Source organism: Pedobacter sp. WC2501 (assembly GCF_052682415.1).
Genome location: NZ_JBQZFI010000001.1, coordinates 3,755,740 through 3,776,019 on the forward strand (window position 1 = coordinate 3,755,740; position 20,280 = coordinate 3,776,019).

General features: G+C 38.6%; 16 protein-coding genes. 10 read left to right on the forward strand and 6 right to left on the reverse strand.

Features of this window, described 5'->3' with window-relative positions:
• Positions 1-27 precede the first annotated feature (27 nt).
• Positions 28-3,255, reverse strand: a complete 3,228-nt coding sequence (locus ACUN24_RS15905) for an amidohydrolase family protein (protein ID WP_445563383.1) — start codon at positions 3,253-3,255, stop codon at positions 28-30.
• 15 nt (positions 3,256-3,270) lie between these two features.
• Positions 3,271-4,239, reverse strand: coding sequence for a PDDEXK nuclease domain-containing protein (locus ACUN24_RS15910; protein ID WP_445563384.1), 969 nt, complete (start codon positions 4,237-4,239; stop codon positions 3,271-3,273).
• A 114-nt stretch (positions 4,240-4,353) separates the two neighbouring features.
• Between ACUN24_RS15910 and ACUN24_RS15915 the strand changes: the two genes are divergently transcribed.
• The 10 genes from ACUN24_RS15915 to rplT all read left to right on the forward strand — a co-directional run bounded on the left by ACUN24_RS15915 (position 4,354) and on the right by rplT (position 14,996).
• A complete protein-coding gene (locus tag ACUN24_RS15915) occupies positions 4,354-6,246 on the forward strand; it encodes a RecQ family ATP-dependent DNA helicase (protein WP_445563385.1) in 1,893 nt (630 codons plus the stop codon).
• A 180-nt stretch (positions 6,247-6,426) separates the two neighbouring features.
• Entirely contained in the window at positions 6,427-7,734 is a 1,308-nt protein-coding gene (locus ACUN24_RS15920; RefSeq protein WP_445563386.1) for an MFS transporter, read from the forward strand.
• A gap of 24 nt (positions 7,735-7,758) precedes the next feature.
• Positions 7,759-8,496 (forward strand): (Fe-S)-binding protein, encoded by a 738-nt coding sequence (locus ACUN24_RS15925; RefSeq protein WP_445563387.1) that lies wholly within the window; start codon positions 7,759-7,761, stop codon positions 8,494-8,496.
• 453 nt (positions 8,497-8,949) lie between these two features.
• Positions 8,950-9,843, forward strand: a complete 894-nt coding sequence (locus tag ACUN24_RS15930) for a hypothetical protein (RefSeq protein WP_445563388.1) — start codon at positions 8,950-8,952, stop codon at positions 9,841-9,843.
• Between the two features lie 200 nt (positions 9,844-10,043).
• Positions 10,044-11,123, forward strand: a complete 1,080-nt coding sequence (locus ACUN24_RS15935) for an acyltransferase family protein (protein WP_445563389.1) — start codon at positions 10,044-10,046, stop codon at positions 11,121-11,123.
• Between the two features lie 98 nt (positions 11,124-11,221).
• Entirely contained in the window at positions 11,222-11,716 is a 495-nt protein-coding gene (locus ACUN24_RS15940; protein WP_445563390.1) for a hypothetical protein, read from the forward strand.
• Between the two features lie 116 nt (positions 11,717-11,832).
• A complete protein-coding gene (gene thrS / locus ACUN24_RS15945; protein ID WP_445563391.1) occupies positions 11,833-13,758 on the forward strand; it encodes a threonine--tRNA ligase in 1,926 nt (641 codons plus the stop codon).
• Positions 13,759-13,775: 17 nt separating this feature from the next.
• Entirely contained in the window at positions 13,776-14,345 is a 570-nt protein-coding gene (gene infC, locus ACUN24_RS15950) for a translation initiation factor IF-3 (protein WP_056872808.1), read from the forward strand.
• Positions 14,346-14,374: 29 nt separating this feature from the next.
• On the forward strand, positions 14,375-14,575 hold the full coding sequence (rpmI, locus tag ACUN24_RS15955) for a 50S ribosomal protein L35 (RefSeq protein ID WP_108198956.1): 201 nt from the start codon (positions 14,375-14,377) through the stop codon (positions 14,573-14,575).
• Between the two features lie 76 nt (positions 14,576-14,651).
• Positions 14,652-14,996, forward strand: coding sequence for a 50S ribosomal protein L20 (gene rplT / locus ACUN24_RS15960; RefSeq protein WP_025144714.1), 345 nt, complete (start codon positions 14,652-14,654; stop codon positions 14,994-14,996).
• A 336-nt stretch (positions 14,997-15,332) separates the two neighbouring features.
• Here the strand turns inward: rplT and ACUN24_RS15965 are convergent, their stop codons facing one another.
• The 4 genes from ACUN24_RS15965 to glpK form a co-directional block, all read right to left on the reverse strand.
• Positions 15,333-16,784 carry a DUF294 nucleotidyltransferase-like domain-containing protein gene (locus tag ACUN24_RS15965; RefSeq protein ID WP_445563392.1) on the reverse strand — a complete coding sequence of 484 codons (1,452 nt, stop codon included), beginning with the start codon at positions 16,782-16,784 and terminating at the stop codon, positions 15,333-15,335.
• On the reverse strand, positions 16,774-17,451 hold the full coding sequence (locus ACUN24_RS15970; protein ID WP_445563393.1) for a 3'-5' exonuclease: 678 nt from the start codon (positions 17,449-17,451) through the stop codon (positions 16,774-16,776). The genes ACUN24_RS15965 and ACUN24_RS15970 overlap by 11 nt, the downstream gene beginning before the upstream one ends.
• A gap of 367 nt (positions 17,452-17,818) precedes the next feature.
• Positions 17,819-18,559 carry an MIP/aquaporin family protein gene (locus tag ACUN24_RS15975; RefSeq protein WP_445563394.1) on the reverse strand — a complete coding sequence of 247 codons (741 nt, stop codon included), beginning with the start codon at positions 18,557-18,559 and terminating at the stop codon, positions 17,819-17,821.
• 202 nt (positions 18,560-18,761) lie between these two features.
• Positions 18,762-20,252, reverse strand: coding sequence for a glycerol kinase GlpK (gene glpK / locus ACUN24_RS15980; protein WP_445563395.1), 1,491 nt, complete (start codon positions 20,250-20,252; stop codon positions 18,762-18,764).
• Positions 20,253-20,280: the final 28 nt, after the last annotated feature.

A 20,280-nucleotide genomic window follows, 5' to 3' on the forward strand; every position in this document is an offset into this window, starting at 1 on the left:
TTAAAATTAGATGATTATACTAAATAATTAATCACAGTTCGGAACGGTAAAAGTCCAGGTTTCTGATTCTCCATTTGGAATAATGTAGCCATTTCCCCTGATATTCTCGAACCACAATTTGCCACGAAGTTTTTCTCTTGTACCTACTTCATTTAAGGTAGCACTATCATAAAGGCGGCCATTGATCATCACATATTTGATTTTTTCCGAATTTCTAATGTCATCCAAAGGGTTAGCATCCATAATCACCATATCTGCCAGTTTACCTACCTCTAATGAACCGATTTCTTTGTTCATGCCCAGATAGCTAGCGCCATTTAATGTTGCCGCCCTAATGGCCTGCAGCGGGCTAAAGCCTCCTTGAACCAACATCCACAATTCCCAATGTGCCCCTAAACCCTGAATCTGCCCGTGTGCGCCAAGGTTAACCTTCGTACCACCATCGGCAATCTGTTTGGTCGCTTTTGCAATGTTGATGTGGTTATAATCGCTATATTCGGATGTGGTTCTGCGTCTTGACCTCGCGTCTATAATGGAGCGTGGGGTATAAGTCATTAATTTTTCGTTTTCCCAGACATTGGTTCTATCGTACCAATAATTTTCGCCCCACTGACCGCCATAAGCCACAATCAGCGTGGGAGTGTAGCCCACTTCGGTATTGTTCCAGAGCGTGGTTACATCTTTATAAACCGGTAATACAGGGATACTGTGCTCAATTCCGGTATGCCCGTCGGCAACCATATTCATATTGGTGAAAAATGTAGAACCTCCTTCGGGTACAACTTCCATTTTTAGCTGTCGTGCGGCTTCTAAAATCTGTTGACGCTGCTCCCTACGAGGTTGGTTGTACGATTTTACCGAAAATGCCCCAACTGCTTTCAACCTGCGTAAATTGGCAAGAGCATCATCTAAACTGTTAATCACTACCTTGAAATCGCCATCGGCACCATATAAAATGGAGCCTGTAGAATAAACCCTTGGACCAACCATTCTACCTGCCTTAAGCATTTCGCTCTGGCTAAAAACCATTTCGGTATTGCTTGATGGATCGTGCGAGGTAGTTACGCCAAAAGCTAAATTAGCCATATAACTCCAATCGTTCTGCGGTGTTATTCCATCCGGACTGGTTCGCAAGTGCGCATGAACATCAACAATGCCAGGCATAATGGTTTTGCCGTTTACATCAATTACTTTGGCATTGGCAGGGATGTTTACCGCATCAGCTTTCCCGATTGCAGTTATTTTATTTCCATCGGTAAGAATGGTTCCGTTTTCAATTACTTCATCACCTTTCATTGAAATGATTCTGGCACCTTTTAAAGCCACAATTCCGGTAGGTACATCAGCTTTTAAAACCAGATTGATATCGATAGCGGAAGCTTCTGTTTTAGGCGTAGTGCCATCAAAATTGAAAGCACTGTTTACATCAATGGTGAAATATTTCGGTCCTAATGTCCAATGCAGGTTTTTACTATCGTTGCTCCATTGAATGTATGTTCCACCGTCTGTTGTCACTTTTGTAACCGGAATAGCATTATTACCTGCCGATGCGTCCTGCGCCGTACCGATATTGATCATCGGTGTGATGTAAACGTTAAATAATTCATTAAACGCCACCCACTTATTGTCAGGACTGATGACGAACTGATTGGCATATTGTGAAGTAAAATGTGTTCTTTCATTTGCTCCGTTTAAATCGATACTTTTCAAGGCTTTTTTACCATCTGCATAACTTTGGAAATAAATGCGGGTATCGGTATTGTTAAACTGTGGACGGATACCGTTATCAGAGACCAAAGTTTTTGCGCCTCCATTTGCCGGCATCATGAAAATCCCCGTTCCGCGACCATAATTGTAACCCAAAACATCATTTCCGCTTCCTTTTCTGAAAACGATTTTATCTCCCTTTGCTGAATATTTAGGGGAGTAGTAAAAACCTTTTTCATCGCTTAGAGTGATGGTTTTACCTGATTTGAAATCGGTTCTTTTTATTGCTCCACGCAATTCATCGCTCCAGGTGGTATAAACCACATATTTTCCATCCGGACTAAAAGCCGGTTCAAATTCGAAATCCAAACCATTTGTTAATCTTTCTGGTGTTCCAGCTGGTAATTCTTGTTTGTATAGATATCCAGCTGCATTAAAAACGATGGTTTTTCCATCAGGTGAGGTTGTAAGTTGCCTCAACATTTTAGCCGAAAACTCGTTGCTGAAAACCTGCTGTTCAAAATGTAAAGCCTGTTGCACAGTTTGAATGGTATTGGCCTGAAAAGGAATGGTGCTGTTGATCAATGTACCTATTTCGGTTTTCCTGATTTTTCCTTTAGCATAAAAAATGATGCTCTTGCTGTCTGGTGTCCAGGCGAAATTCGGATAAACGCCAAAAATTGCCCATGTTTCCTGCTGATCGTGGGATAAATCTTCATTGACTGGCCACTCTTCGCCCGTTTTAAGATTCTGAACATATAGAGTAGATTTTAACCTTACCCGTTTTACAAAAGCAATTAAATTTCCATCGGGAGAAACCTGCGGGCGACAAGCACCTCCTTGCTCGTCAATTAAGGTAATTAATTTACCTGTCGTTAAATCAAGCTGGCGAATGGCATAAATGGTTCCGTTAGGATCTTTACTGTATTCGAAATTTGGACCAGGGCTCACATCTTCACTAAAATAAAGATATCTTCCGTCCGGTGAAACGTTGGGCTCACCCGCATCCTGCTGATCATTTTTACGTTTGGTTAACTGCACACCATCGCCACCATTTATGCTATACATCCACATTTCTCCGGCGCCTAATGATCGGCTGGCCGTAAAGTGTTTTCTTGCAATTAGGTATTCGCTGTTTGGCATCCAGGTGGCGTTATTCAATAACCTGAAACTCTCTTTGGTAACCTGTTTTTTACCCGAACCATCACGGTTCATGATCCAGATATTATCGCCTCCACTCTTATCGCTCGTATAAGAAATGTACTTCCCATTAGGGCTAAACCGTGGTTGAACATCCCATGCAACACCTCCGCTGATCAGTTTGGCTACTCCACCGCTAATGGGCATCACGTAGATATCGCCTAGTAAATCAAAAACAATTTCCTGCCCATCAGCGCTTACATCAAGATTCATCCAGGTACCTTCATCCGTATTTAGCGTGAAATTTTTTGTAGTGCCCTGGTATTTTTCGATATCCCATTTTTTTTCCTGGGCATAAGAACTGAAAAATAATAGTGAAAGAGCTGATAGAAAAAAGAGGTATTTCATTATGTATTAGGATGGTTATTTGAATAATTCGTGTATTTTTCTTTGAAGTAATTTTTTATCGGGTAGTTGTGTTTTGTATTCTGCGACTAAAGTGGGAGATAGACTTCTGCTCAATGCATATTCTACCACTTCGTTATCTTTATCTTTGCAGAGGAGAATACCAATACTTGGGTTTTCATTTGATTTTTTAACATCTCTATCTAAAGCTTCCAAATAGAAATTTAACTGACCTAAATGTTCAGGCTTAAATTTATCTACCTTTAATTCAAATGCAACTAAACATTGTAAGCCACGATGGTAAAAAAGAAGATCAATATAGAAATCGCTATTCCCAACCTGTATTTTATATTCTTCACTAATAAATAAGAAGTCTTTCCCAAGTTCAAGGATGAAATTTCGCATTTCCTGAACCAATTTTTTTTGTAAATCGCTTTCGTTGTGAGGCCCTGGAAGATTTAAAAATTCGAATACATAAGTATCTTTAAAGCTATTTTCCAGATCATTGTGTAATTCTCTCAACACTGTTGAGAGTTTTGTGTTTCCTATAATTGATCTTTCAAAAAAGCCAGATGAGATTTGACGATCTAATTCTCTAAAAGAATAATTCTCTTTTTTAGATAGCTTAATATAGAACTCTCGAGCTTCAGGGCTATTGCATCGCGAAAAGATAGCTAAATTATGTGACCAGCTAATTTCCCTCACCAGTGTTGAGAGTTTTGGATAATCTCTATAGCTTTCATAAAACTGTTTCATTCGCCAAAGGTTTTTATCCGAAAAACCTTTTAAATCAGGTTCATTCTTTGATAAAAATTCTGCTAGTTGCTTTACTACTGATAGTCCCCATTCGGCGTTTTTAACTCTGTTGTGTATATACTCACCAATATTCCAATATAGGTTTATTAATGTAGAATTAACAGTTTTCAATGCCACTGCCCGGGCATTTTTAATTAAGCTGATAACATCTGCAAACTGCGTTTCTAACATTTAATCCTTCTTATTTAGCAAAGTTAATAATCTTTTATAAAGATGATTTTTTCAATTTCTACAATAATAAATGGTGATTTTGGATTAAATGTATAGTTTTGATACCGCCGATTTATGACAGCAATAGAGATTTTACAAAAATATTGGGGACATCAAGCTTTTAGGCCTTTACAGGAAGATATTATTGCTTCTGTTTTAGAAGGAAATGACAGTTTAGCGCTATTGCCTACGGGTGGTGGCAAATCAATCTGTTTTCAAGTTCCTGCCTTGGTTAAAGAAGGAATCTGCATTGTCGTTTCTCCCTTAATTGCCTTGATGAAAGATCAGGTAGAAAACCTTAAATCGAAAGGGATTGAAGCCATTGCTATTTACGCTGGTATGGGAAAACGGGAAATCGATATTCTCCTTGACAACTGTATTTATGGAAAAATTAAATTCCTTTACTTATCTCCGGAGCGTTTATTAGCTGATTTGGTGCGTGTTCGTATTTCCTACATGAATGTGAACCTGATTGCGGTAGACGAGGCGCATTGCATTTCGCAATGGGGTTACGATTTCCGTCCGCCGTACCAACAGATTGCTAAACTCCGCGAAATTTTACCCAATGTTCCGGTGCTGGCACTTACGGCCACAGCAACTGATTTTGTAAGGAAGGATATTATCGAGAAACTGGAAATGAAAGACCCGCAGGTTTTTGTTAAAAGTTTCGCCAGGGACAATCTGAGTTATGTGGTTTTCGGTAATGAAGATAAATATAAAAAGCTGATCGATATCTGCCAAAAGGTAAAAGGAACAGGCTTGGTTTACGTGCGTAACCGCAGGGAGACTGCTGAAGTAGCCAATTTTATCAACAGGAATCAGATAAAAGCCGATTTTTACCATGCGGGTTTAGAACGCGATGTTCGTTTCCTGAAACAGGAAGAGTGGAAAAACAATAAAACGAGAATCATGGTGGCTACTAATGCTTTTGGGATGGGCATAGATAAGGCAGATGTTCGTTTTGTGGTGCATTTAGATCTGCCCGAAAGTCTGGAAGCTTATTATCAGGAAGCGGGAAGGGCAGGACGTGATGAAAAAAGGAGCTATGCCGTTTTACTGGCCAATCAATCTGATATCCTTGGTTTAGAATCCCGGTATTTAGATAGCTTTCCTTCACCGGATGAAATCCGAAAAACCTATCACTACCTTGGCAACTATTTTCAACTGGCATTTGGTGCCGGCGAAGGGCTAACCCTTGCTTTCGATATAGCTGATTTTTGTAAGCGATTTAATATCAGTGTTTTAAAAACAATTTCTGCATTGAAATTTTTAGAGCATGATGGTTATTTAACCTTATCAGAAAGTATTTTTTTACCATCGAGAATAATGTTTATTGCCAGTCATGAAGATATTTACCGTTTTCAGATTGAAAATAAGGCTTACGATGGCATAATCAAAACTATTTTACGCTCACATGGCGGCGCTTTTGATGGTTTTGTTAAGATTAATGAGGCGGATTTAGCCAAAAAAACAGGCCTGTCTTATCAAGAGATTATCGCTTTATTGAATAAGCTGCAGGCCATAGAATTACTGACATATATTCAACAGACCGATCAGCCACAGTTACAGTATGTTAGACCAAGGGTTGATATGGATCATTTTGATCTGGATGTGAAATACCTCGGGCTGAGAAAAGAGATTTTACACAAGCAGATTAATGCGGTGGTGGCTTATGCTAAATCTAATTTTTGCCGGAGTGTTCAATTGCTGAACTATTTTGATGAGCATCATGCTACAAAATGTGGTGTTTGCGATGTTTGCTTAGCTGAAAAAAGAGCCGAAAACCAGAACCAGGTGGGTGAAGAAATTGAATTTGAGATTATTTCTTTGCTACAAAAGCAAGCGCTAAGTCTTGATGATCTGGCTACCAATATTAAAAATGGTACTGAAGCTGAAAGAATTGATGCCATCAGAGAGTTATTAGATGCAGGTAAGATTAAAACTGATGGGAAGAAGTATTATCTTTAGATGTGAGATGTGAGATGTGAGATGTGAGATGTGAGATGTGAGATGTGAGATGTGAGATGTGAGATGTGAGATGTGAGAAAAATGCCTATCAAGTTAGCAATAAAATATTAGTTTTGTAATGAACTATTTAATCAGTGGTATCCAAACAATCAGTTTAGTCTTCCGAGAAGCGAAAAACAAATGATAGAAAAAGATAATAAGAAAACCATACGCTCCTGGGCTTTCTTCGACTGGGCAAATTCTGCCTATAATTTAGTAATTACCTCAACCATTTTTCCTGTTTATTATGTTGCAATTACTACAACAAAAGCGCATGGTGACGAAGTAACTTTTTTTGGTAAAACGTTTATAAATACCGTTCTTTCTAATTATGCGCTTGCTTTCGCTTACTTATTAATGGTGGTTTTGTTGCCGGTACTATCTTCCTATGCGGATGCGAAAGGCAAAAAGAAGTTCTTCATGAAATTGTTTACCTATGTCGGATCTTTCGCCTGCATGGGTTTATTTTTCTTCAAACTGGAAACTTTAGAAGCCGGAATTATTTGCTTTGTGTTGGCTGCAATGGGTTATGTGGGCGGTGTAATGTTTAACAATGCCTATCTGCCCATAATTGCTTCAACCGATAACCAGGATAAAGTAAGTGCCCAGGGATTTTCATACGGCTATGTTGGTAGCGTGATATTGCAGTTAATCTGTTTTGTTTTTGTGCTAAAACCCGAATTATTTGGAATTACGGATAAATCATTGCCGGCTCAAATATCATTTTTGTTGGTTGGTGTCTGGTGGTTTTTATTCGCTCAGATTCCTTTTAAGGCATTGCCTAAAGATGTGCCTAATCCAGGCTCTGTAAATAAAGGAATTATTAAAAGCAGTTTCGGTGAATTTGCAAAAGTGTGGAACCAGCTAAGGCAAATGAAGTTTTTAAAAACTTATTTAATTGCCTTCTTTTTTTATTCGATGGGGGTACAAACCATCATGCTTGCTGCTGCGGGTTTCGGCGCAAAGGTTTTAAAAATGGAATCGGGCAGTTTAATTGCCGTTATCTTAATCATTCAATTGGTGGCAATCTTAGGCGCATGGATGATGTCGCTTTTAGCCAAAAAAATGGGTAACATTAATGTTTTAATAATTGTAGTTTTGGTTTGGGTAGGTTGCTGTATTTATGGCTATTTTATAATTAATTCTACTCAATTTTATGCCTTGGCCGCCATTGTCGGCCTAATTATGGGCGGAATACAATCTTTATCACGGTCTACTTATTCTAAACATATTCCGGAAAACACAACCGACACCGCTTCATTTTTTAGTTTCTACGATGCCACAGAGAAATTGGCAATTGTAATTGGACTGTTTAGTTTTGCATTTATTGAGGGTTTAACACACAATATGCGCCAATCCATTATCGCTTTGGCATCATTTTTTATAGTGGGATTGGTGTTTTTAGTATTCCTGAAAAAAATCGAGCGCAATGAAACTGCAAAATTGTAAGTTTGCAGACTAAAGAATTTGTTGATGAAAGTAGAATTGTTTGTTCCCTGTTTTGTAGACCAGTTATATCCCGAAACCGCTTTTAATACGCTAAGGTTATTAGAAAAATCAGGATGTAAAGTAGAATACAACTCGAAACAAACCTGCTGTGGTCAGCCGGCATATAATGCGGGTTATTGGGATGAAGCTAAAGAAGTGGGTACAAAATTTCTGAACGATTTTTCTGAAAATACTTATGTGGTTGCACCATCAGCCTCGTGTGTAGGGATGGTAAAAGGTGGATTTAATGATCTTTTTACCAATACCATTGTACATAACAAATGCCGTAACTTACAATCGAATATTTGGGAACTTTCTGATTTCCTGGTAAATGTAGCTAAAAAGGATTATTTCGGGGCAGAGCTTGAAGGTAAAGCCGTTTATCATGATTCTTGTAGCGCATTGCGCGAATGTAAAATTAAGGATGAACCCCGCCAGTTGCTTTCTAAAGTACACGGTTTAGAAATGATCGAGATGGAAGATACCGATATGTGCTGTGGTTTCGGAGGTACTTTTGCCGTAAAGTTCGATGCCATTTCATCTGCTATGGCCGAACAAAAAGTTAATCATGCAATGGCCCAACAAGCTGATTATATTATTTCTACCGATTTATCCTGCCTTTTACATCTTCAGGGGTATATTGATAAAAATAACCTACCCATCAAAACCATGCACATTGCCGATGTGCTTTGTAATGGCTGGTTGGAGAGTACAGAATATTAACCTCCGGCCATGGTCTGTGTCCTCACAGACCATCATTATCATTATCATAATCAAAAATTTCGGTCTGTGAGGACACAGACCGAGGGGAAAAAACATTGTGCCTACAGGGTAGGATTAAACCTGCGAGGTTTTCTTTTAAAGAACCACAGTTTTTTGTTAAATAAACCTGACCGTCAGCGTTATCCCGATTTAAAGATCAATTTTAAATTTAAAGATATGTTCAATCGGGATTAAGCAAAGGGCAGGACTGCCGCAACCAAAGAACCACTGCAATTGCTTTTCAAAAACAACCTCCATTGTAAAGAATAAATTACATCTGTATTTAAAGGCCTTATTATGCTAATCCAGGCATTGATTTTAACAAAATTTAACACGCTTACATTACAATCTAAAATACCTTTGTTAAACCTTTTAGAGGCTTTCGTATCTAAAAATCAAAACAAAACCATCAAAATGAAAAAAATATTCATCGCTTTATTAGGAGTAATGTCGATTGCAAGCGTTGCAAATGCACAAAAAAAGACCTCCGGAGCAATACAATTCGAAAATACCATCGATCCGGCGGCGATGGCATCAGCCAGCGGTATACAGTTAACCGACCAGATGAAAGCCAGAATGCCTTCGTCTAGCAAAACCAATTTCGAGTTATTATTTACGGCTACAAATGCCAGTTATATGCCTGTTGAAGAAACGGAAGACAGCAATGGTGCAGGTGGCGGTGGCGGCGGAATGGGTCGTATGATGATGCGCTTTGGTGGTGGTGGCGGCAACCGTGAATACTACTATACTTTTGCGGATAAGGGCCTTAAAGAGGTGTTCGATTTAAACGACACCACTTATTACATGCCCAGTAAATTAACTTTATCTACTTCTGGTCCAATTGGTTCGATGAGGATGGGTGGTGGCAACCCCAGAGATACCACGAAGGCGCAACCTGCTCCGGCACCAAAAATAGAAGTGGTGAAAACAGATTCTACTAAACAGATTATCGGTTTTACCTGTCACCAGGCCATTGTAAGATCTACAAGAGCAATTAAGATATTGGATATGGATAAAAATGTTGTTGAAGAAACTAAAATCTGGTATACAAAAGATCTGGGTTTCGATTTTTCTCCAAATCCAAATATGTGGACAGAAGGTGCCGTTTTAGCTATTGAAGGTAGAGGCAACAGTTCAATTGCTAAAAGTATTGAGTATAGAAATGTGAGCGCAAAAGATGTAACTGCACCTAAAAAAGCAAAATTGATCACCGCTGAAGAATACAAAACTAAAATGGAAAACATGATGAAACGTTTTAGACAGAACAGACCTGGCGGTGGTCAGGGAAGAGCATTTGGAATGAATTAATTCATTCTACGAGACTTCCGAAGTTTGTGCTTTCGGCCAGCCCGCAGGCTAACTTCTGAAGTCTTATCATAAAGCCTTGAAAGTGTATCAGCTTTCAGGGCTTTTTTGTATCATTTTTGAAAGGGTTCTCTTTAGTTTTTGCATCTAGATGGAGAATGGCTATTATTGAGTTAAGATAATAATTAGCCAAATTGATTACAGTGGAGAACAAAACAAACTTATTAGCAACCAGGCCACATTTCGAAATTTTAGACGGATTGAGAGGTATAGCTGCCATTGTAGTGGTAATTTATCACTTTATGGAAATCGCCATTACCGATTACAATAAGAATTTTCTTTCCCATGGTTTTTTGGCGGTCGATTTCTTTTTCTGTTTATCGGGTTTTGTAATTGCATACGCTTACGATACACGAGCAGAAAATATCGGACTGTTGCAGTTTTTTAAGTTAAGACTGATCCGTTTGCATCCCCTGGTTGTTATTGGCTCTATTTTAGGTTTGTTAACCTTTTTATTTGATCCTTTTAGCGATTTTTATAGTATTTATGGCTTCGGTAAAACTGCTTTGTTATTTTTAACTTCATCTTTCCTGATTCCTTATCCGGTGATGCCAGAGCGTTATACCAATCTATTCTGTTTAAATGCACCGGCATGGTCACTTTTTTGGGAATATATTGCGAATATCTTTTACATCCTCATACTTTACAAACTGAATAAAAAAGTTTTGATTGCATTTGCATTAGTTGGAGCGGCAAGCCTTATTTATATAGGTGTAAAGGTTCCCAACGGCAATTTAGGTGGTGGCTGGGGCGGACAAAACTTTTGGGATGGAGGAGCAAGAGTACTGTACTCATTTACAGCCGGAATGCTGGTTTACCGTTTCAATTGGATCATTAAAAATAAACTTGGTTTCCTGGGGATGATAATCCTCTTGCTTATAGCCTTCCTTTTTCCTTATAGGGATGCTTATAACTGGATTACCGAGCCGATCATTGTATTGTTTTACTTTCCGTTTTTAGTTGCTTTAGGTGCGGGTGCCACACTAAATCCTTCAAAAAATATCTGCAAACTTTCTGGCGAAATATCATATCCCTTATATATGACACATTATCCGTTTGTTTGGGTATTTTTAACTTATGTGGCCGTGATAAAACCTGCAATGTTAACCTTATGGATAGTTATTCCGGTTTCAGTATTGATTTTAATTATGCTAGCTTATCTCATTATGAGGTTTGTGGATATTCCATTGCGTAAATATTTGAAAACCAAATTTTTGCTTTAATGTTATGATTAGTTCGTGGAGACACGAACCAATGCTGTTGAGAGATGAACCAAGGCGGTAGCAGATACTTAAATAAAATTTTTAAATGATAACGGTATATGAGAAATTTAAAGCTTGCTCTGTTCTTTTTTCCACTAAGTTTATTATTCAGTTGCACATCATCAACCAGTGATTATGCCTATAACGAAAAAGTAACTTCAATTTTTTTGCGCCAGATGAGGCAAATCGACGAAACGGACAGCGTTTTTAAAGATACTGCGAAAGTTTATATCAAAGGATTCCCGGATTCTATTTCCTTATCGCATAAAGCAGAAAACCTGGTTAATAATTTAAAAATGGAACTTGCTGATATTGCAGGTCTGAAACCAAGCAAGGCAGCTGAAAAGTTTAATGAAGGAGTTGTAGCCTACCTAACCGCTATAAACGATTATGGGAAAAAGGCAAAGGAAATGCTGCAGGCAAAAACGACTGGCGAAAAGAAAAAACTACATGATCAGCTGATGTTGAAATATGAAAAACTGAATACTTACCCTGACCGCCTATTGGCAATACAGAAAACATTCCTCAACGAAACAGGGCTTCAGCCAAAGTAGAATTTTAAGACACTCTGTTTAAATAGCAGGATAAATTTCGTACCTTTGCACAAAATAAAATCACATTGTAAGTGATCTTTAAAACTTTTTATTCAAACTTTAAATCATAGTTGTAGATGATTAACATTACTTTACCTGACGGTTCTGTCCGTCAGTACAAAAAGGGCACTTCTGCCCATCAAATTGCATTGTCAATTTCTGAGGGCTTAGCCCGTAACGTATTAGCCGCTGAGGTTAATGGCGAAGTTTGGGATTCAACGAGACCAATCGAATCTGATTCATCAGTGAAATTGTTAACCTGGAATGATACTGCCGGGAAATCAACTTTTTGGCATTCATCAGCCCACTTAATGGCTGAGGCTTTAGAAGCACTTTATCCGGGAACTAAATTTGGTATCGGTCCGGCTATCGAAACCGGTTTCTATTATGATGTAGACTTTGGCGACCGCGAATTTTCTTCGGATGATTTCAAAGCCATTGAAACCAAAATGATCGAACTGGCCAAACAAAAGGAAACTTTTGTGCGCGAAAGTGTAAGCAAAGCTGATGCGGTAAAATACTTCACCGAAAAAGGCGATGAGTATAAATTGGATTTAATTGATGGCCTGGAAGATGGTAAAATTACTTTCTATACCCAGGGTTCATTTACTGATTTATGCCGTGGGCCACATATTCCGAATACTGGTTTTGTAAAAGCAGTAAAACTGATGAATGTGGCTGGCGCTTACTGGCGAGGTGATGAAACTAAAAAACAGTTAACCCGTATTTATGGGGTAACTTTCCCTAAGGCGAGCGAGCTTACTGAATATCTTTTGATGATTGAGGAAGCAAAAAAACGCGATCACCGTAAATTAGGAAAAGAGCTGGAATTGTTTGCTTTCTCTGAAAAAGTAGGGATGGGTTTACCTTTATGGTTGCCTAAGGGAACTGCTTTGCGTGAACGTTTGGTTAATTTTTTAACCAAAGCACAGGCTAAAGCAGGTTACGAACAGGTTGTTACTCCACATATTGGTCATAAAAACTTATATGTAACTTCCGGACACTGGGAGAAATATGGTAAAGATTCGTTCCAGCCAATTAAAACTCCACAGGAAGGAGAGGAGTTCTTCTTAAAACCGATGAACTGCCCGCACCACTGCGAGATTTACAAAACAAAACCGCGTTCTTACAAAGATCTTCCTGTTCGTTTTGCTGAGTTTGGTACTGTTTACCGTTACGAACAAAGTGGCGAATTACATGGTTTAACCCGCGTACGTGGCTTTACTCAAGATGATGCACACTTATTCTGTATGCCAGAGCAAGTAAAAGAAGAGTTTAAAAAAGTAATCGATTTAGTGCTTTATGTATTTAAATCATTAGGTTTTGAAAGTTACACTGCTCAAATTTCGTTAAGAGATCCTGATAATAAATCGAAATACATTGGTTCTGACGAGAACTGGAGACTATCTGAAAATGCAATTATCGAAGCAGCTGCTGAAAAAGGCTTAAACACTGTTGTAGAATATGGCGAAGCCGCTTTCTACGGTCCAAAGCTGGATTTTATGGTAAAAGATGCTTTAGGTAGAAAATGGCAATTGGGTACTATCCAGGTTGATTATAACCTGCCAGAGCGTTTCGAATTGGAATATACTGGTAGCGATAACCAAAAGCACAGACCGGTAATGATTCACCGTGCGCCATTTGGTTCATTAGAAAGATTTATTGCCGTTTTAATCGAACATTGTGCCGGAAACTTCCCGTTATGGTTAAGTCCGGAGCAATTTATTATTCTTCCTATTTCAGAAAAATATGAAGAATATGCAAAAAAAGTTTTAGATGAACTAAATAATTCCGATATTCGCGGGCTGATTGACTTCCGTGATGAGAAAATCGGTCGCAAAATACGCGATTCAGAAGTTAAAAAGATCCCATACATGCTCATTATCGGTGATAAAGAAATGGCAGAAGGAAAAGTTTCTGTCCGTAAACATGGTGAGGGAGATTTAGGCGAGATGACGTTGGAAGAGTTCAACAATTTATTAAGAAAAGAAATAACAGTTTAAATTAAAATAGTACAAATTTGGCATTAGGAAGACCAGGATTTAACAGGGGACCACGTCCACCTTTTAAGAAAAAAGAAGCAGAGCATAACATTAATCAGTATATTAAATCGCCCGAAGTGCGTTTAGCTGGCGATAATGTTGAACCGGGGATTTATCCTTTGGCAAAAGCTTTGGCACTTGCTGATGAACTGGAATTGGATTTGGTAGAAATATCTCCAAATGCCGTACCGCCAGTTTGTAGAATTATTGATTACAGTAAATTTGTTTACGAGCAAAAGAAAAAGCAGAAAGAAATTAAATCTAATGCGAAACAAACTGTAATTAAGGAGATTCGTTTTGGTCCTAACACCAACGACCACGATTTCCAGTTTAAATTAAAGCATGCAGTAAGCTTTTTAGAGAACGGTGAGAAAGTTAGGGCTTACGTGCATTTTAAAGGTAGAGCAATTGTTTACAAGGAGCAGGGAGAGATTTTATTGTTAAAATTTGCCCAGGCTTTAGAAGATGTAGGAAAAGTAGAGTTATTACCTAAGTTAGAAGGTAAACGTATGTTCCTTACAGTTGCGCCTAAAGTAGCAAAAAAATAAAAATAGGTTTATAAATTAAAAAACAGGTTATGCCAAAAATGAAAACCAATTCCAGTGCTAAAAAGCGTTTTTCGCTTACTGGAACAGGTAAAATCAAAAGAAACAACGCATACAAAAGTCACATCTTAACAAAGATGAGCACTAAACGTAAACGCGCCTTAGGTCAAACAAGTATCGTATCTGATGCTGATATGGGTAACGTTAAACGTATGCTTTGCATCGGAAAGTAATTTATTAATTTCACCAGGTATCAGGCCTTAAGCTTCCGGTTAAACGGAACGCCGCTTACCAAAAAACAACAACAACATGCCACGTTCGGTAAACGCAGTAGCTTCGAGAAGAAGAAGAAAAAAGATCCTTAATTTAGCCAAAGGTTATTGGGGAGCAAGAAGTAAGGTTTATACTGTTGCTAAAAACACAGTAGAGAAAGGTTTGCAATATGCATACCGTGACCGTAAAGTTAAGAAAAGAGAATTCCGCGGATTGTGGATCCAACGTATCAACGCTGGTGCACGTCAACACGGTATTTCTTACTCTCAATTAATCGGTAAACTAGCTTCAAAAGAAATCGGTTTAAACCGTAAAGTATTGGCTGATTTAGCAATGAATCACCCAGAAGCTTTCAAAGCTGTAATTGATGCAGTAAAATAGAAATTTTCGCTTAGGCGATAATCATATTTAAAAAAGGTTCCGATGCAAATCGGGACCTTTTTTGTTAAACAGACTCAGACTTACGAGGTCTACCTGCACTATGCCCATCAGACCTCGTAAGTCTTGCAATGTGAATAATGAAATGATAGGTGCTGAAACAAGTTCTGTATAATGGATTTTCTAAAAAAGGTCGTTACCCTGAACTCTAGCGCGGAAGCTACGCAGTAATTTATTTCAGGGTCTTTTTAACTAACATATTTAATATAAGATAGATGCTGAAATAAATTCAGCATGACGGCCGGGTATTGGAAACGCTGAGCGCTAAACGCTATGCCCTCAACCCAAACTATTCGTAAACCTCATCCTGATTCCGCTTTGAAAATTGAGGATAATTTTAAAGATTTCAATCAGCGTTACTTTTTCAATTTTAGTCAAACTATCAATTTCAATAAAGTTATTAGGGGCAGCCTGATCATTGATAATGAGGTTGGCCTGATGTTTTAATCTTAAACCCATCAGGTAATAGTAGGATTGTGAAAGTTCGGTAAATTGTTCTTCGCTAAAAACACCCAGTTCTTTTAAAGCCTTTAAACGCTCGCCGGTATTTTCTTTCTGAAAAATCCTGTTCTGTAAAGCATAAACCCTGGCTAAGTCTACAATAGGGGTCATGGCTGTTTTAATATCAAAGACTTCTTTTTTATGGATTTTTTGCGTTCTGATATTTCTAAAATAAGTGAGAGGTGGTTCGTAGAGCAAGGCATTTTTGGCCAGGTATACGTAGAATTTTTCGATGGGTTTTTGTAGTTCTTCATCAACAAAAGACCTTAGACTTTCCATAATGGCCAAATCACCATAAATGGCTCTGCAATCGAAAAATGCAGCAAATTTTACAGCAGCCTCAGGTAAAGCCTCTTCTATCCAGTTTTTGTAATTATACTTCCAGTGCGATAGTGAATGCGTCCAGTTAGGGTTGGTGGCCATATAATCACCATCGCAGTATACAAAACCCACAAAATTTAATTTATCAGACACCTGGGTAGCCAGATCGAGAAAATAAGAACGTACAGCTGCTCTATTGTCTTCTCCGGTATCTTCGTAAATAATGGCATTGTCCTGATCGGTTTTTAAGCTAAGCTCTTTCCTCCCTTCGCTACCCAAAACCATAAACACAAATTTTGCAGGTGGCGGGCCTAATTTGGCGATTACTTCTTCAATAATTTTAAAGGAAATAGTATCGGCAATAGTGGTAATTACTTCGTTTACAATTTTCGAATGTACACCCCTGGTCAGCAACTGAGAAACTATGCCTGGTACTTTCTGCCATTTTAGCTTTAAATCGCTGGTATTTACAGCCGATTTTACGGATTGGATAAAAACTAAGGGAGACTCTGCCTGCTCGCTTAACAGGCGATTCCTGCTTAGAAAACCTACGTAATTACCATTGTCGTTTACCAATAAATAGCGCGATTTTTTGCTGAACATCATCAATATCGCCTCATACACATAGGCGTCAGGAGTTATGGTCACAATATCAGTGTCCATTACTTCGTCAATCGGCAAATTTGCATTCAGTTGTCTGGCAATTACGTTATCTCTTAAAGTAATATCGGTTACGAAGCCCAGATAAATGTCCTGATCATTTTTAATAAATAGGCAGCTGGTTTTCTGTTCAGACATTTTAATTGCAGCTTCAAAAATAGGTGTGCCAGGACTGCAACTTACTATCTTTTTGAAAGTAATGTCTCCAATACGGGCGGTATAAATTTGATCAGCTAGTTTATCTTCCATTAAAAAGTCCCTGTAAAATTCTTTTAAACGAAAATTCTTTTTCCTTTTTCTTCTCCAGGTTAAAAGTATGCTCCTGATGGTAGGCTGAAGTTAAGCTAATTTTGCCTGTTTTTAACAAATGAAAGAAAATCTTTGCCGTGTTTAGTGTATCAGATAAAGCATTGTGGATATTTTCGGGTACTTCATTAAATAAAACGGTATAAAATTTATCCAGTTTTAAATGACTGATCACCGTATTGGTAATGTAGGGTGCGCTTGCCTTCATCGTACAGAAAAAAGTCAGGGTTTTAAATATGTTTTCTTTTCCGATGCGGTATAATTCAACATTTACCATGTGATAATCGAGTTCAATAAAATGCCCGATGACTAAAGGTTTATATTTTTCTATATCTTCAGAAAACTTCATCATCACATTTTCTTTATCCTCACCGTACTCATTCAGGTATTCAGGGGTAATTTTATGGATTTTTAATGCCGCCTTATCAATGGTGAAACCGGTATTTTTAATGTAGTGATTCTCCCGTTTAATTTCCTGATAGGACTGATCATAGATAATCCAGGCAATTTGTACAATATGAGGCCAGTTCTTTTCTTTAGAATAAGGTGCCGTCCAATTTCTAGGCAGGCCTGAAGTTTCGGTATCAACGACGAGGAAGTATGCTTGCAATTTTGAATGGTTAGCGTATAAGATTGATCTATTTCAAAGGTAATTATTTAAGAATATAAACTATAATTATTCATTCATCCTTTCAATAAATGCGATTATAATTAATGGGAAATATTTAAAAGACACTATTGGGATATACTTAGTGATGTCAGATGTTACCATCTGACACTAAATATTTTTTGGAATTGAAATTTCAATTCCCGTTTTTAGTCAATGAGTTAAGATTTTTTATAGTCAGATGGTAACATCTGACTACACAGCTAAATATTTTTTGGAATTGAAATTTCAATTCCCGTTTTTGGTCAATGAGTTAAGATTTTTTATAGTCAGATGGAAACATCTGACTACACAACTAACTCAAATGCCATTATTTACTAATCAGTAAAAATGCTACTGCGGCTAATACGGAGCCTATTATAGGACCAACAATTGGTATCCAGGCATAACTCCAGTCGCTACTTCCTTTTCCTTTCATTGGGATTAAAAAGTGAACAATGCGCGGGCCTAAATCTCTTGCCGGATTTATGGCATATCCGGTTGTTCCACCTAAACCCAAACCAATTACCCATACTAAAAATGCTACCGGAATTGCGCCAATTGAGCCTAAGCCAATAGGAGTGGTAACGGTTTCTTTCGTGCCCATACTGGCATCAGTGAAATAGAAAATCACAAATATTAAAACGAAAGTGCCGATAATTTCTGATAACAGATTTGAGGAGACATTTCTGATGGCAGGAGAGGTGGCAAAAGGGGCGGCCTTTAAACCCTGATCATCAGTGGCATTGAAATGGTCTTTGTAAATGAGCCAGACCAAAAAAGATCCTGTCATTGCACCCGCTAACTGTGCCATGATGTAAAATGGAACCAATGCCCAGCTAAAGCCTTTTCCAATAGCAAGTCCGAGGGTTACAGCTGGATTTAAGTGTGCCCCACTATTAGGGCCGGCAACAACAACTCCTATAAATACAGCAAGTGCCCAGGCCGTTGTAATCACAATCCAACCACTGTTATTGCCTTTAGTACCTTTAAGTACTACGTTAGCTACTACACCATTTCCTAAAAGAATCATTAGTGCTGTACCAATAAACTCTGAGAGATATACGTTCATTATAAAATTTTAAGCGATTTGTAAATTAATATATTAGGTTCAATTAGATTAACAGCAATTTGTAATAAGCATCTATTTATATAAGCCAAGGATGCTGTCTCATAAATATAGAATTGTCATCCTGAGCTTGTCGAAGGGACAGGCTCAGTGTGACAAATTTGATTGAATGCATTTATGTTACAGCCCCGACGACAGTCATTTATTAGCCCTCAGCATTTACCCTGGCCGCTTTTACGGCCCTGTTCCAGCCTTTTATTCTTTCGCTGTTATCAATTCCTTCCTCAGCAACAAAGGTTCTGTTAATTTTCCATTGCGAACGGATCTGATCGATACTTTCCCAGAAACCGATAGCCAATCCGGCCAGATATGCAGCGCCAATAGCGGTAACTTCTGTTACATCTGGTCTGATTACTTTACAGTTTAACAGATCGGCCTGAAACTGCATTAATAAATCGTTGGCCGTAGCACCGCCATCTACGCGGAGTTCGGCAATATTTACACCTGCATCTGCCTCCATGGCCTTTAATACATCCATGGTTTGGTAAGCAATGCTTTCTAAAGCAGCCCTTGCAATATGCGATTTATTTGTTCCACGTGTTAATCCGGTTATCGTTCCGCGGGCATGCTGATCCCAGTGTGGTGCGCCTAAACCTGCAAAAGCGGGCACTACATATACACCATCGGTATCTTTTACCTTTTTGGCGAGGGTTTCTACATCTGCAGACCTTGAAATAAAGCCCATTTCGTCCCTTAGCCATTGTACAACCGCACCACCTATAAAAATACTTCCTTCAAGCGCATAATTTACCTGGCCGTTAATCTGCCAGGCGATAGTGGTTAACAAGTTATTGGCAGAAATTTTTGGCTTTTCTCCAATATTCATCAGCATGAAACAACCTGTGCCGTACGTATTTTTTACCATGCCGATTTCTGTACACATCTGACCAAAAAGTGCCGATTGCTGGTCGCCTGCTATACCTGCAATTGGGATTTTAGCTGCCAATATTCTTCCGGCAGTTTCGCCATAAACCTCGCTTGATGATTTTACCTCTGGCAACATTGCTTTTGGAATGGAAAATAATTCGAGTAGTTCTTCATCCCAGTTAAGGGTATGGATATTATAAAGCATGGTACGTGAGGCATTGGTTACATCGGTAACATGTTTTTCGCCTGCTGTCAATTTCCAGATCAACCAGCTGTCTATGGTGCCGAAAGCCAGTTTTCCTGCTTCAGCCTTTTCGCGTGCACCTTCTACATTTTCCAAAATCCAACGGGCTTTGGTTGCAGAAAAATAAGCATCGATAATGAGGCCTGTTTTCTCCTGGATTTTACCCGCCAAACCTTTGGCTTTAATTTCGTCGCAATAAGCAGAAGTACGCCTGTCTTGCCAAACAATAGCATTATAAATGGGCATTCCGGTTTCTTTATCCCAGACTACTGTGGTTTCTCGCTGATTGGTAATACCTATGGCGGAAATATCGTGTACAGTTAGACTGGCTTTTACAATTACTTCGGTAACAACGGCCAGTTGTGTCGACCATATTTCCATCGGATCATGTTCCACCCATCCGGCTTTGGGATAAATCTGCGTGAATTCTTTTTGCGCAATGGCAACAATTTCACCGTCGTGGTTAAAAATAATGGCTCTCGAACTTGTGGTTCCCTGATCGATAGACAAGATGTATTTGCTCATAATTAATAATTTGGTTAGCGGGCTACGC